This is a genomic window from Pseudoalteromonas sp. SWXJZ10B (genome assembly GCF_015864475.1).
In the GTDB taxonomy this organism is placed as follows: Bacteria; Pseudomonadota; Gammaproteobacteria; order Enterobacterales; family Alteromonadaceae; genus Pseudoalteromonas; species Pseudoalteromonas arctica.
In genome coordinates this window covers 95,534-109,336 of the sequence record NZ_JADYXD010000008.1, presented here as the reverse complement: position 1 = coordinate 109,336, position 13,803 = coordinate 95,534, and the positions used below count along the sequence as shown (strand labels likewise).

The following is a 13,803-nucleotide window of genomic DNA, read 5'->3' as shown; positions in this document are numbered from 1 at the left end:
TTTGCCAAGGAGTTTAGTATGATCACGCTTACCATTAATGGTAATAAACATGAGTTTTCTGGCGATCCGTCAACGCCAGTATTATGGTATCTCCGAGACGAATTGAATTTAACCGGCCCTAAATTTGGCTGTGGTATGGCTCAGTGCGGTGCGTGTACTGTGCATATTGATGGGGTAGCTCAGCGCTCGTGTGTATTACCTGTAGCGGCAGTAGCGGGTCTTTCAATTACAACAATTGAAGGGTTAAGCGAGCAGGGCGACCATCCAGTACAACAAGCATGGGTTGAGCATAAAGTACCGCAGTGTGGTTTTTGCCAGTGCGGCCAAATGATGCAAGCTGCAAGCTTATTAGCTGCCAATCCAAACCCTACCGATGATGAAATAGTAAGTAATATGTCGGGAAATATTTGCCGTTGTGGTACATACCCGCGTATTCATAAAGCAATTAAATCAGCTGCTAAAACAATGGCGAGTGTTCAGTATTTCGACCCAAATGAACAAGGGGAAGAAGTATGAACCAAGATAACAAATACTTTGATTTAACCCGCCGTAAGTTTTTAAAAACTAGTGCCCTAGGTGCGCTAGTGCTGGGTACTTATTTTGTTGGCAGTGCGCCAAGAGCATTTGCTGGCGTGTTAGAGCAGCCATCTGAGCTGGCAAAACGCGCAAACTTATTTATTGCACTGCGCCCAGACGGCATGGTTGAAATAACCTGTCATCGCTCTGAAATGGGTCAGCAAATTCGCACCGCGATTGCACAAATAGTTGCCGATGAAATGGAAGCCGCGTGGGATAAGGTTATTGTTATTCAGGGTAAGGGCGACCCTAAATACGGCGATCAAAATACCGATGGCTCGCGCAGTATTCGCTACAACATGCAGCGCCTGCGTGAAATGGGCGCAAGTGTACGTTACATGATGCAGCATGCTGCCGCTAAGTTTTGGAAAGTTGATCCACAAACCTGTACTGCTAATCAACACGTTGTTACACACAGCTCAGGTAAATCGCTTACTTATAAAGATTTAATCGACTTAGCGCTTACAATAACGCCACCAGAAGCTGACAAACTAACGCTTAAAACACGCAAAGAATGGCGCTACATTAATACCGGCATGGCACACATAGATTTAGCCGATTTAGTAACAGGTAAAGCTATATTTGCAGCCGATGTACGCGAACCACAAGCGCTGGTGGCTATAATTGAACGCCCGCCGGTAGTAGGCGGTGTTGTTAAGTCGTTTGATGCCAGTGCTACAAAAGCGATAAACGGCGTTATAGATGTTATTGAAATACCTGCACCAAAAGGCGCACCGCAGTTTCAGCCAAAAGGTGGCATTGCGATTATAGCTAAAAACACATGGGCTGCATGGCAAGGGCGTAAAGCATTAAAAGTCGTGTGGGATGATGGCAAAAATGGCGATTACAATTCAAAAGAATTTAAAAAGTCATTATTACAAACGGTACAAACTCCACAGGCAAACATACGTGATAAAGGCGATGCCATGGGCGTGTTGGGTAAGTCGAGCAATAAACTCGTAGCTGATTATTACGCGCCGCATCTTGCTCAAGCACCAATGGAGCCGCCTTGTGCAACAGCGATGTACAACAAAGACAGTGTTGATATATGGGCTGCTACGCAAAATCCACAAGCCGATATGAAAACAGTGGCGGCAATGCTTAGCATGGATGAGAGCAAAATTAATGTTCACGTTACCATGTTAGGAGGCGGTTTTGGGCGTAAGTCAAAACCTGACTTTTCAGCAGAAGCAGCTTACCTTTCAATGAAAGTAGGCAAGCCTATTCGTGTGCAGTGGACGCGTGAAGACGACATACAACATGGTTTTTACCATGCAGTTTCGGCTCAGCACATTGAAGCATCGCTAGATAAAAATGGCGCTATAGAATCTTATTTACACCGCACCGCGTTTTCACCAATTACCTCTACCTTTTCAGAAGGGGCGACTACGCCAGGAAGCTTTGAACTGCGCTTAGGATTTACCGATAACCCTATTAACACACCTAATATGAAGTTAGAAAACGGTGATGCGCAAGCCAAAGCACGAATTGGTTGGATGCGCTCTGTATCAAATATTTTTCATGCCTTTGCTATTCAGTCATTTATTGGCGAAGCTGCGCACAAAGCCGGTCGCGACCAAAAAGACTATTTACTAGACACTATAGGTCCGAGTCGCATTGTTGATGTAACTGAGCAAAATGCCACATACGATAATTATGGCGGCGATAAAGCAGTTTACCCTTTAGATATTGGCAGACTGCGCCATATTATTGAAAAAGTGGCTGACATGAGTAAATGGGGGCGAGAGCTTCCTAAAGGTCGAGGTTTAGGCATAGCAGCACACAGAAGCTTTCTAACTTACGTAGCTACGGTAGTTGAAGTAGAAGTGTCGGATGCTGGCGATTTAAAAGTAATTAAATCTTGGGTTGCCATTGATGCGGGTACGGTTGTAAACACCGACACTGTTAAAAACCAAACCCAAGGTGGCTCTATTTACGGTATTACAACTGCAATCAGCGATGGTATTACCTTTGATAAAGGGCGCGTACAGCAAAGTAATTTTCATGATTATCGCGTACCGCGTATGAGCGACGCACCTCTTGAGATTGAAGTTGAAATTGTACAAAGCGATGCACCACCAGCAGGGGTAGGCGAGCCATCTACACCGGTTTATGCGCCAGCATTATGTAATGCTATTTTTGCAGCGTGCGGAAAGCGTATTAGGCAGTTACCGATTGGTAACCAATTAAAAGCGTAGCTAAATAACCTACAGCTTAAACAAAAAAACCGCCAAATGGCGGTTTTTTTAAAAGCGGTTAACGCGGTTTAACGACCTTTTTCAAACTCATCAACTTCACGCTCTGCTTCTTCTTTAGATTTACCGTATTGCTGCTGGATTTTACCAACTAGCTCTGTACGGCTACCTTCAATTTTATCTAAATCGTCGTTGGTAAGATCGCCCCATTTTTGTTGAGCCTTACCTTTAAGTTCTTTCCAATTACCTTCGATACGATCGCTGTTCATAAGTTTATCCTTACTTTAGGTTAGTGAATTAACTGTCAGTTATAAAGTAGCAAGCCTTGTACCAATGAATAATAATGGTTTTATTGTTTTTATTATCAGTTGGTTATATTTTTATGTTGAGCGATTTTGTTTTTAATATTGCGCTATTTATTAAAAAATATACATAGCAGCCTGTAATTATTGCTGACATAAGTTACGCCGCTTTGATGTAACTCATTCTTAAATTTTTGTTTTAAGCTAATATGCAGGTATTAAACAAAGTAGTTAACCTGAGTGAGTTATGAATACAAAAACGTGTGAATACGGAGTGGATGACTGCTCATACAAAATGGCAGGTGAGTTAGCAGGTATTACACAATTGGTGAATGCGTTTTACGATAATATGGACGCTTTAAAAGAGGCTGAAAATATAAGGAGTATGCATTCAAAAGATTTATCAGCATCACGTAAAAAGCTCGCTTACTTTTTGTCGGGCTGGTTAGGTGGTCCTAAATTATACGCTGAACATTTTGGCAGTATTAACATTCCTCAAGCGCATAAACATTTACATGTAGGAATTGAGCAAAGTAATGCATGGCTTTTATGCATGCAAAAAGCGGTTGATGAGCAACCTTACGAAGCCTCATTTAAAATTTACTTAATGGATCAATTACGAGTGCCTGCAGATCGAATTAGAATGGTGTCGGGTAGCTAATAGCAATTATTAATAAATATCAACCGCAGCTAGGCTTTGGTTTTTTGTTACAATGCCTGCAAAGCAATTTAGGGTAAATAGCTGTGCTGCCGGTTCAAGACATATATCAACAACTCGTTACTACATTACAAAGTAATCCTATTACGTTATTACAAGCGCCGCCTGGTGCTGGTAAGTCTACGTGGTTACCACTACAACTTATGCGCGACGGGCATTTTAAACGCATTGTAATGCTAGAGCCACGCCGTTTAGCCGCACGCAATATTGCCAGTTACTTAGCAAAGTGCCAAAACGAGAGTGTTGGGCAAAGTGTAGGTTTGCGGATTAGGGGCGAGAGTAAAGTCAGCGCTAATACGCGCCTTGAAATAGTAACCGAAGGCATGCTTACACGCATGCTGCAAAACGACCCCGAATTAAGCGATATAGATTTACTTATATTTGATGAATTTCATGAACGTTCAATTGCAGCCGATACCTCACTTGCCTTTGCGCTCGAGACCCAAAGTGCACTGCGTGAAGACTTAACCATCATGCTTATGTCGGCAACGCTAGATACTGAGCGTTACACTGCGTTTTTTGATTGCCCTGTAATTCAATCGAGCGGTCGCAGTTACCCAATAGACGAAGTCTACATACCCATAAAAGATGAAAGCCGCTGGCTTGATGCAATTCCTAGCATAATAAAACAAGCGCTTAATGAGCAAACAGGCAGTGCATTGGTATTTTTACCCGGGCAATTTGAAATACTACGGGTGCAGCAAGCACTTAGCGATTTACCCAGTAACTGCACTGTAGCAACGCTATTTGGCGAGCAAGATAAAGCCAATCAGCAAGCCGCTATTGCTCCTGCACCAAACGGTATGCGCAAAGTCGTGCTTACCACCAATGTAGCCGAAACCAGTTTAACTATTGAAGGCATACGCATTGTAATTGACAGCGGCAAGCGCCGTGCAGCGACCTTTAATTTAAAAACAGGGGTTACAGAGCTCACAACACAAAGTATATCGCGCTCCTCAGCTGTGCAGCGTGCAGGGCGTGCAGGGCGAATAGAGCCGGGCATTGTATATAGGCTGGGCTCTAAGCAAACCTTTGAGCGACGTAATAGCCACGACAATCCCGAAATACTCATATCAGACATAAGCCAACTTATGCTTGAGGCAAAGCAGTGGGGAGCCAGTATTGATGAGCTAACCCTACTTGATAAGCCTACTGAGCAACAATGCGAGCAAGCAAGTAACCTGCTCAACATGCTAGAAGCTATTGATAGCAAGGGTAAGCTCACACCGCTTGGCAGTAAAATGTTAGGTTTTGGTGCTGATATTCGTTTGGCGCATATGCTACTAAAAGCACAAATACTTGATGACCAACTCCCTGGTATTTTTAGGCTCGCTATTTATTTAGTGGCATTACTTGAGAGCCGAGTAAACAGTGCAAACGAGTTGAGTTTAGCGTTGCATAGCCAACAGCAACGTCCGCATCCGGTATTTAAACAACAGTTAAAATATTGGCAAAGCCGCTTAAAAGTAAAAGACGAAAACAGCGAATTAAATACGCATTATATTAGTTTGCTAGTGGCATTGGCGTACCCCGATCGCATCGCTAAAAAACGCGGTAATGGTTACCTACTTGCCAATGGTGCAGGTGCTGAGTTAAATGCCGATTACTGGCACAACGACGATTACTTAGCTATAGCAACCATGGGCGGGCACAAAGGAGGGCGTATATTTTCAGCCACCGCGCTTAACCCATTTGAGTTACAAGAATTTTTACCGCATTTATTTAGTGAACTTACTCGCTGTGAGTTTGACGAAAAATCAGCACGTTTTATTCATCAAGATGAAGTAAAGCTCGGGGCTATAACGCTCAGCAGCCAGCCTAGTAAACAAAAACTAGATAAGAGCGAGCGCGCTAAAGCGTGGCTAAACTTATTTGCTAAACACGGTTTTGCATTATTTAACGAGCAACCTGATGCGCAGCAATTATTGATACGCATGAGCTTAACAAGTAAGTTATTACCCGATAAATTTCCACAAATAAATGAGCAACAACTCATTCAAAATGCAGCGCAGTGGCTAGGCGTGTTTTTAGAAGATATTAAAACGCTCACGCAGCTTAAAAAGTTTAACTACTTTGAAGCATTACAAAACTGTTTTGATTGGCAACAACAAACCGCTTTAAAAGCACTGTTACCACTGCGCTTAACGGTGCCAAGTGGCTCAAATATAAAAATAGAATACCAGCTTGATGGCCCCGCAAAGCTAAGCGTGCGTATGCAAGAAGTTTACGGCTTGACCAGTACGCCTATGCTTGCCAACGGTAAACTGCCACTGCTTATGGAGTTGCTATCGCCAGGTAAACGCTCACTGCAACTTACTCAAGATTTAGCACACTTTTGGGCTAGCAGTTACCGCGATGTGCAAAAGGAAATGAAAGGTCGTTACCCTAAGCATTTTTGGCCAGACGACCCTGCCAACAGCGTTGCAACCAACAGAGTAAAGAGCAAAATGTAGGTGTTAGTTACTTAAAACTATTTGTTTTATTGTTGAACATATTAATATAGTGTTCCTATAAATGAATCAATATTTTTAACTACAGGGAATAAGTGATGAAGCTACTTTTAACGTTAGGTTTGGCTCTAGTAACTGCTTTTTCGGCTTATGCTGAAAAGCCACTCGACTTAAATGCGTTTGCGCAGCAGTACTATAAAACAATGACCGCCACACAAGCACCTAACGCAGGTGCTAAAGAGCTTGAGGCTTACCTTGTATTGTTAACCGATGATATTGGCAATCAGCATATTCCGTATCAACCGGATGACTCACGTACTCTAGATGGTAAAAAGCAAATGCGCAAAGGTATGAGTTTTTACTTAGGTGCGCACACATTGTTTGAAAGCACACTGCTTAATACATTTGTGTTTAACGATACAGGCTTTGCTATTCGTTATAAAAACTATGTAAAAGGTATTCATCCGCAAAATAAGCAGCCAATAGAGTACACCTCCACAATGATGGAAGTGATTGAAATTGAAAACGGCAAAGTGGCGATGATCCGCAAATATCACGAATAAACGAATAAACGAATAACTAATAAAACAAATAAGGATATATATGAAACATTTACTTATCGCATTATCAATATTAATGCTTAGTGCATGCGTTAGCACAAAAAATGATTTTAGATTTGATGGCTCCACACCAGAGACAACTCAAGTGGGAGTTAATAAAGTTTTAAAAGCATTAAAGCCTCAAGATTCCATGCGTTTCTTAGGCGCTTTAATCGCAATTCAATTTTCTGACGTGCAAAGCTTAGACGATATTATGGGCGACCCGACCATGATGGGGGAAATGAATTACTTTATTATTGGCAAAAAAATAGATGGTTTAAATTATTACGAAGTACTGGAGCTTGCGAGTTCGTCTCCATCAAAAGTTGAATTTTCTGTAGTGGAATAATTTCAGCTTTTTGTACTACTTTAAATGTGTAATACCAATCCGCAATAATACTTAATCATTTTGCGGGGTTAAACGTGTCGCTACCTGCGTTAAAAAATTCTCATTTAGAACAACTAAATAGCGAATTTTTTGCCTAGCTATCAACACGTTTTTCCGCCCTCAAAATAGACCACTTAATTAAGCGAATTGGTATAATTTTATGTCTATATTAAATATATTATTGAAAGGGCTAAAGTTTTAACGCTATAAAATTTAATAGTAAACTTTGTTTATTCCTGCTCATGAATTTATACTACGCTTTAGTAAGAAGCTAATTATTTATTATTTAGGTACAGGGAGTCTAAAATATAAAAATGTAAGCTACTTTGACTTAATTTTACACGATTAGATAGAGACTATGACATTAAGATTTTTTGTAATAATAGGTACTTTGATTTTAATGTGCTTTGTAACAAGTTTATTAGTAGGGTACCGCTATTTCTTTAGCCTGCCGACCATAAACACTAGTATTGAAGATTATTAAAATCGTGAATTATTAAGTCTTAAAATTGCGCTTGATAGAGAGTTTATATTTTTAGAAACACTCAATTATGACTACGCCGTATGGGATGATACCTATAATTACATGGCTGATTTTGACGTAGAATATGTAGATTCAAACTTTGTAGGTGACACCTTCAACTCTCTCAAAATTGATGGTGTGTTTATTTACGATATAAATTTTAATATGGTTTACGGGCAAGCGTATGATTATATTAAACATACTGAGTTTGATGCGCCTGATTTAGATTTACAGGTTAATAAATTAAACCGCGTAATTATTCCTAATTCAAAAGCCTCTGAAGACGACAACAGTTTAAGCCATTCTGGTTTTTTGCAAACAGCGGACGGCCCTGTCATGTTTGCATCGCATGTAATAAAGCGAACAGATAAAACAGGTGAGCCTGTTGGTAGTATTGTTTTTATAAAAAAAGTAAGACCGTCGTTGATCAAGTCCTTAGCTGAGATTGCACAAGTGGAGCTTAGCTACTTACAAATAGAACAGGCTAGTTCTTTAAACGATATTGCGACGCTTAAAGGGAGCCTCCAAGGAGAGGACATTGCCACTCAAAGGAAAAGGGTGATTCTAGATATAAACGGTAATCCACTTATTGCTTTGAACATTAAGCACCACCATCAAACACTGCCAGTTTTATTTGATCACTATTTAAAACTTATTTTGTTAATGTTTTTTGTAATGTCACTTTTGAGTTTCTATATTGTAAATCGTTACTTTATTGAACCACTTATTAACGGTGCGTCCGCTATCAATTCAATGTTGGTTAAAAACGATTTACAGCCTCTGAGATTCAGTAATAAATTTTTAGAAATGCGCGTTTTAATTAGCGGGTTTAATGCATTAATTAAACAAGTTAAAGATCAAAATTTTAAGCTTGAAAAAATAAGTAAAATTGATGGGTTAACCCAAATTTACAACAGGCGTGCCTTTGACGAAATTATTGTGGCGCAATGGGAACAGGCTCAACAGCAAAAAAATGCCTTTGGAATAATATTACTTGATGTAGACCATTTCAAAAATTATAACGATTTTTATGGTCACCAAGGCGGAGACAACGTTTTACAAGCTCTTGCCCAAAAGCTAAAGCAAGTAGCTAAGCAAAACACAGGTACAGTGGCGCGCTATGGCGGCGAAGAGTTCATATTATTCTTTAAACAGCTTTCTTATGAAGAGTTTGTAGATATATCTCAGCAATTGCTTTTGGCGGTTAGGGAATTAAATCTACCTCATGAAGCGTCGCCTGTACGTGAATATTTAACAATTAGTGCTGGGTGTGTATTTGCTACAAAAGAAACCTTAAGTAGTAATAATGTGTCTATGCAATCACTAATTAAAGAAGCTGACATAATGCTTTACGAAGCGAAAAACTCAGGTAGAGATAAAACATCAATCAAATCTATATAATTCAAGTGAATTATTAAAGATGCATCAGCTGTTTTTTATTATAAAACGCTTAAACCTCTTTCCCGCCATGGCTCTGTGCTAGGTCGTCAAGTTCGGCGCAAGTGTAATCAAAACCACTTTCGTCGTATTCGTATGTTACTTTTACACTGTCGCCGCCATTAAAAAGCCGCGTTTTCACATCGTTTACTGGCCAGTTTTTTAGCTCGTGTAAAAACCGGTTAGCAACTTGTGAAGATTCAAAACGATAGCGAATTTCTGTTTTCATAAATAATAAAGCTCTGGCTGTTTACCCCTGCAGCTAGTGCATTATTAATGGGGCGTTCATGATTCGGTTACAAAAAATAAAGAGTTAAATTGTAAATTTTGTGTTTCAATAAATGCATCAAACTCGGTACACACTAACGTACCTTAATTAACAAATGATGACGACTTTACATGCATTATAAATTTGCTCTGATCGCAAGCTCGGTTTTTATACTAAGCGCTTGTGGTGGTTCAGGCTCAGATGATACGCCAACCGTTAACGGAAATAAAATCCCCATTTTGTCAGTAGCTGATATTCCCAGCGACCTAAGTAAAGGCCAAACAGTTGAACTAATAGCAACAGCCAGCGATAAAGACGGCACTATTGAATCTGTTGTATGGCAACAAACTACTGGCATAACAGTGCTTAGCGAGCCTTTAGAGTCAACAAGTGCGACGTTAACCATTCCCGAGGCACAAAGTTACAAGCCTGTTGATTATACGTTTACGGTGACAGCAACCGATAACGAAGGCGCAAGTAATGCAAAAACACTGAGTTTCACAGCGCGTAATAATATGGATGAGGTTAGCGCAGCAAGGCTTTTGCATCAAGCAACAATGGGACCTAAGCTTAGTGAAATACAAAACGCACAAGGGTTAAGCGAGCAGCAATGGCTTGATAAACAAATAGCGCTACCTATTAATTATCACCGTAATTATTTAGTAAAGCTAAATGACGATGACGACTTTAAATACATAAGCCGTATTGACGCATGGTGGAAAGCAGTAATGCAAAGCGACGATCAACTTCGTCAACGAGTTGCGTTTGCGTTAAGTGAAATACTAGTAGTGTCGGATGAAAACAGCGCGTTAAGAGGCCAACCTGAGGGCATGATCACTTATTACGATTTATTACTAAAGCATGCTTTTGGTAACTATCGTGAACTACTTGAAGATGTAACGCTTTCGCCAATAATGGGGACTTATTTAAGTCACTTAGGGAATGAGAAAGCCGATGATGCACTCAATATTCGCCCAGACGAAAATTACGCACGTGAAGTAATGCAATTATTTACTATTGGCCTTGAAGAGCTAAACCTAGATGGTAGTGCCAAGCTTGATGCCCAAGGTAATACCATTGCCACTTACGGGCAATCAGAAATAGAGGGTTTTGCACGCGTATTTACAGGTTGGACGTTTGCAAGCAGCGAAACTTTTAAGCGTAAAAGTCGCGATTATATTAATCCAATGCAAGCGTTTGATGAGTACCACTCTAGTAAACAAAAAACCTTACTAAACGGTGAGGTTATACCACAAGGTTATGCAGCAGAAGAGTCATTGCAAATAGCCCTCGATAATTTATTTAACCATCAAAATGTTGCGCCGTTTATTAGCAAGCAGCTTATTCAGCGATTAATTACCTCAAACCCAACACCGCAATATGTTGAACGAGTAGCTAGTGTATTTATTGATAACGGTGCTGGTGTACGCGGCGATTTAGCTGCGGTAGTAAAGGCTATTTATTTAGATGATGAAGCGCGGCATTTTGGCTCAGTGCTTAATTACCAAGGTAAAATTAAAGAGCCTATTTTAAAAACTGTACAGTTTTGGCGAAATCTCGATGCTAAATCGCCAGCGGGTTATTATAAAACATGGAATTTAATAAATAGCTACGGACAAGGACCCATGCAGTCGGCTTCGGTATTTAACTTTTTTAGGCCTGATTATCAAACCGCAGCTTTGCGAAATGAAGGTATTGTTGCACCAGAATTACAAATAGCAAACGACGCAACACTGATTGGCACCATGAACGCGCTTTACGCAAGCTTAGTATGGAGTACCGCAGAAGCGCGCAGTGATTTAAATTCAAATAGTATTTATATTTATGTTCAAGACGACATGAATGTTTTAGAGAAAAACGGTGTTAGCGCGCTACTAGCTCAGTACAACACGTTATATTTTGCAGGCGCAATGAGCAGTGACACGCGCCAAGCGTTACTTGATTTAGATGCCTATTTTAATGAAGAGCAATACCGTGAACGGGTTTCGTATTTATTATATATGATTGCTATTTCACCTGAATTTAACGTGCAGTATTAGGAACGCATAATGAGCATTAATAGAAGAGAGTTTTTGTCGTTATGTGTAAAAGGCAGCGTATCGGCTGCCGCGTTAACGAGCCTGCAATTACAAGCATTAACTGGAGCGACTAATGCCGTTGAGCTAGGTGATTACAAAGCATTAGTGTGTGTGTATTTATATGGAGGGAATGATTCGTTAAATATGCTAGTTCCGCTTGAAGGCGAGCAACGTAGTGTTTACGAGCAAAGTAGGCAGAACCTAGCGGTAGAGAGCCCACTTGAGTTAAGTATTAAAAGCCAGTTTGCCGGTGGAGTCGGTATTCATCCTTCACTTGAACCTATACAAAATGTGTTTGAATCTCAAAATTTAGCATTTATAGGTGGGGTAGGTACTTTACTCGCTCCCACAACATTGAGTGACTATAAAAATAAAACAATAGGTTTGCCTAAGCATTTGTTCTCGCATAACGATCAGCAAGCTGCATGGATGTATGGTCGAGAAAAACAATCACTTAATAGTGGCTGGGGTGCACGGCTTTTAGAACGCTTAGAATTACAGGATGAATTTGCGGCTAACATATCACTCGACGGTACTAATTTATGGCAAACGGGAAGTGCTAGCAATGCATTTGCGCTTAACAAAAGTGGCATTAGTAGTATTAACGCGTTTGGAGGGTATCAACCTCGTAGCGAGCACGTAACTTCTATTATGAACCGCTTACTAGGCAATACGAGCCATCCGTTAAGTACAGCTTATGCCAATGGCTTAACAAGTGCGATAAATAACACTCAAGCAATGAACAGCGCGTTAGAAAGCGCGCCTGCACTTATTACCCCATTTAGCGATAATAGCCTTAGTGAGCAATTTGCAGCAGTAGCTAAAACAATTAGCGTACAGGCAAAATTGAGCACTCAGCGCCAAGTGTTTTTTGTTTCTATGGGGGGGTATGATACGCACGATAACCAATTAACAACGCACCCTGCTTTATTAAATACGTTAGCTCAAGGGTTAAGTGAATTTGATAGCGCGATGAAAGAGCTTGATATGGCAGATAAAGTGACTGCGTTTACTATGTCTGATTTTGGTCGCACGTTGACCTCAAATGGCGATGGCACTGATCATGGTTGGGCAGGAAACCAAATAGTAATGGGCGGCGCAGTAAAAGGCGGCAATATATATGGCGAGCTACTAACTCAACATTTGGATGGCCCACAAGATACCGGTGGCGGGCGTTTAATTCCAAGTGTTGCAAATGAGCAGTACTTTGCCACATTGGCTCAGTGGTTTGGTGTGCCAAGCTCTGAGCTTGTTGATATTTTTCCAAACTTGAGTAACTTTGATCACACAACATTGGACTTTTTTGTGTAATTAGTCGCTAATAGTAATCTAAAAGCACTTGTTAGTAGTATAAGCTACTGGTTAATAGTGCTTATCTGTTTTAATAATAAAAATCACACACAATATAGGAATCATAAAATGAAAGTTTTAGTGAGCTTAGTTAGTTTAATCGCTTTTTTACTTGTAATACTGCCAGGGCCTTTGTATAAATTTGGTATTGTAGAATTAGGTGTTGCGTTTACGGGGTTTAAATTTGGCGTTTATGCTGGTGGCGCTGCATTGGTGCTACTTATAGTACAAGCGTTATTTATGCGTAAAACGTTAACGCTAAGCAGTGGTGTTATTGCACTTGTATTTTCGGTTGTGGCTATTGCTATGCCACTTAATATGATGAACAAGGCTGAAGGTGTACCGGCAATTCATGACATTTCAACTGATTTAGTTAATCCACCAAAATTTGTAGCAATTGCACCACTGCGTGCAAATGCATCTAACCCAGTAGAATACGCGGGTGAAGAAACGGCAGTACAGCAACGCAAAGCATACCCTGAGCTGGTAACGTTAAGCTTTGCACAATCTAAAGCCGATTTAATGACAGCAAGCGAACAAGCAGTTAAAAATCTTGGCTTTGCAGTGGTAAGTGCAAATACGGCTACAGGTATTGTGGAAGCTACCGATACAACAACGTGGTTTGGTTTTAAAGACGATGTGGTAATTCGTATTAAAGATGAAGGCAGCCAACGTTTTGTTGATATTCGTAGTAAGTCGCGAGTAGGGCGTAGTGATTTAGGAAAAAATGCAGAGCGCATTCATTCAATTATTAATGAACTAAACACCTTACTTGAAAAATAAAACGACTTAACCTGTATTAGGTTATTAGCGTATTAAAGCCCAACATTGTTGGGCTTTTTTGTTTTTAGCGTCAGTTTGTATTCACGACAACTGCGTTAGGGTTATTAAAATTTAAATTTTTAACCACTATGGAGTT

General features: G+C 40.3%; 12 protein-coding genes. 10 read left to right on the top strand and 2 right to left on the bottom strand.

The genetic code is table 11. The features are described from left to right. The first annotated feature begins 18 nt into the window (after nt 1-18). The gene (locus tag I6F54_RS09875) at nt 19-516 is read left to right on the top strand and encodes a (2Fe-2S)-binding protein (RefSeq protein ID WP_165721286.1); all 498 of its coding nucleotides are present in this window, start codon (nt 19-21) and stop codon (nt 514-516) included. Further along, nucleotides 513-2,774 (top strand): xanthine dehydrogenase family protein molybdopterin-binding subunit, encoded by a 2,262-nt coding sequence (locus I6F54_RS09870; protein ID WP_197141185.1) that lies wholly within the window; start codon nt 513-515, stop codon nt 2,772-2,774. Before I6F54_RS09875 ends, I6F54_RS09870 begins: the two co-directional genes overlap by 4 nt. A gap of 68 nt (nt 2,775-2,842) precedes the next feature. On the opposite strand, the gene I6F54_RS09865 is transcribed toward I6F54_RS09870, so the two are convergent. Next, nucleotides 2,843-3,040, bottom strand: a complete 198-nt coding sequence (locus I6F54_RS09865) for a CsbD family protein (protein WP_007581220.1) — start codon at nt 3,038-3,040, stop codon at nt 2,843-2,845. Nucleotides 3,041-3,320: 280 nt separating this feature from the next. On the opposite strand from I6F54_RS09865, the gene I6F54_RS09860 reads away from it, so the two are divergent. From I6F54_RS09860 to I6F54_RS20465, 5 genes are all read left to right on the top strand, one after another. Next, on the top strand, nt 3,321-3,734 hold the full coding sequence (locus tag I6F54_RS09860) for a group II truncated hemoglobin (protein WP_197141183.1): 414 nt from the start codon (nt 3,321-3,323) through the stop codon (nt 3,732-3,734). Nucleotides 3,735-3,817: 83 nt separating this feature from the next. Next, entirely contained in the window at nt 3,818-6,244 is a 2,427-nt protein-coding gene (gene hrpB, locus I6F54_RS09855) for an ATP-dependent helicase HrpB (RefSeq protein WP_197141181.1), read from the top strand. Nucleotides 6,245-6,339: 95 nt separating this feature from the next. Further along, nucleotides 6,340-6,804 carry a nuclear transport factor 2 family protein gene (locus tag I6F54_RS09850; protein ID WP_197141179.1) on the top strand — a complete coding sequence of 155 codons (465 nt, stop codon included), beginning with the start codon at nt 6,340-6,342 and terminating at the stop codon, nt 6,802-6,804. A gap of 40 nt (nt 6,805-6,844) precedes the next feature. Next, a complete protein-coding gene (locus tag I6F54_RS09845) occupies nt 6,845-7,189 on the top strand; it encodes a DUF6694 family lipoprotein (protein WP_007581228.1) in 345 nt (114 codons plus the stop codon). Nucleotides 7,190-7,736: 547 nt separating this feature from the next. Next, complete coding sequence (locus I6F54_RS20465) at nt 7,737-9,152, top strand: diguanylate cyclase domain-containing protein (protein ID WP_331460644.1); 1,416 nt, start codon at nt 7,737-7,739, stop codon at nt 9,150-9,152. Between the two features lie 49 nt (nt 9,153-9,201). On the opposite strand, the gene I6F54_RS09835 is transcribed toward I6F54_RS20465, so the two are convergent. After that, on the bottom strand, nt 9,202-9,417 hold the full coding sequence (locus I6F54_RS09835; RefSeq protein WP_197141177.1) for a hypothetical protein: 216 nt from the start codon (nt 9,415-9,417) through the stop codon (nt 9,202-9,204). 170 nt (nt 9,418-9,587) lie between these two features. Between I6F54_RS09835 and I6F54_RS09830 the strand changes: the two genes are divergently transcribed. The 3 genes from I6F54_RS09830 to I6F54_RS09820 all read left to right on the top strand — a co-directional run bounded on the left by I6F54_RS09830 (nt 9,588) and on the right by I6F54_RS09820 (nt 13,667). Then, a complete protein-coding gene (locus I6F54_RS09830) occupies nt 9,588-11,495 on the top strand; it encodes a DUF1800 domain-containing protein (protein ID WP_197141175.1) in 1,908 nt (635 codons plus the stop codon). A 9-nt stretch (nt 11,496-11,504) separates the two neighbouring features. Continuing rightward, on the top strand, nt 11,505-12,845 hold the full coding sequence (locus I6F54_RS09825; RefSeq protein ID WP_197141173.1) for a DUF1501 domain-containing protein: 1,341 nt from the start codon (nt 11,505-11,507) through the stop codon (nt 12,843-12,845). Between the two features lie 108 nt (nt 12,846-12,953). Then, a complete protein-coding gene (locus tag I6F54_RS09820; RefSeq protein WP_197141171.1) occupies nt 12,954-13,667 on the top strand; it encodes a DUF1499 domain-containing protein in 714 nt (237 codons plus the stop codon). Nucleotides 13,668-13,803 lie beyond the last annotated feature (136 nt).

Excerpts from the sequence above, each read along its gene's own strand:
- I6F54_RS09835 (WP_197141177.1), bottom strand. The coding sequence starts at position 9,417 with ATGAAAACAGAAATTCGCTATCGTTTTGAATCTTCACAAGTTGCTAAC.
- I6F54_RS09850 (WP_197141179.1), top strand. The coding sequence starts at position 6,340 with ATGAAGCTACTTTTAACGTTAGGTTTGGCTCTAGTAACTGCTTTTTCG.
- I6F54_RS09830 (WP_197141175.1), top strand. The coding sequence starts at position 9,588 with ATGCATTATAAATTTGCTCTGATCGCAAGCTCGGTTTTTATACTAAGC.
- I6F54_RS09820 (WP_197141171.1), top strand. The coding sequence starts at position 12,954 with ATGAAAGTTTTAGTGAGCTTAGTTAGTTTAATCGCTTTTTTACTTGTA.
- I6F54_RS09870 (WP_197141185.1), top strand. The coding sequence starts at position 513 with ATGAACCAAGATAACAAATACTTTGATTTAACCCGCCGTAAGTTTTTA.
- I6F54_RS09875 (WP_165721286.1), top strand. The coding sequence starts at position 19 with ATGATCACGCTTACCATTAATGGTAATAAACATGAGTTTTCTGGCGAT.
- I6F54_RS09845 (WP_007581228.1), top strand. The coding sequence starts at position 6,845 with ATGAAACATTTACTTATCGCATTATCAATATTAATGCTTAGTGCATGC.
- I6F54_RS09860 (WP_197141183.1), top strand. The coding sequence starts at position 3,321 with ATGAATACAAAAACGTGTGAATACGGAGTGGATGACTGCTCATACAAA.
- I6F54_RS09865 (WP_007581220.1), bottom strand. The coding sequence starts at position 3,040 with ATGAACAGCGATCGTATCGAAGGTAATTGGAAAGAACTTAAAGGTAAG.
- I6F54_RS09825 (WP_197141173.1), top strand. The coding sequence starts at position 11,505 with ATGAGCATTAATAGAAGAGAGTTTTTGTCGTTATGTGTAAAAGGCAGC.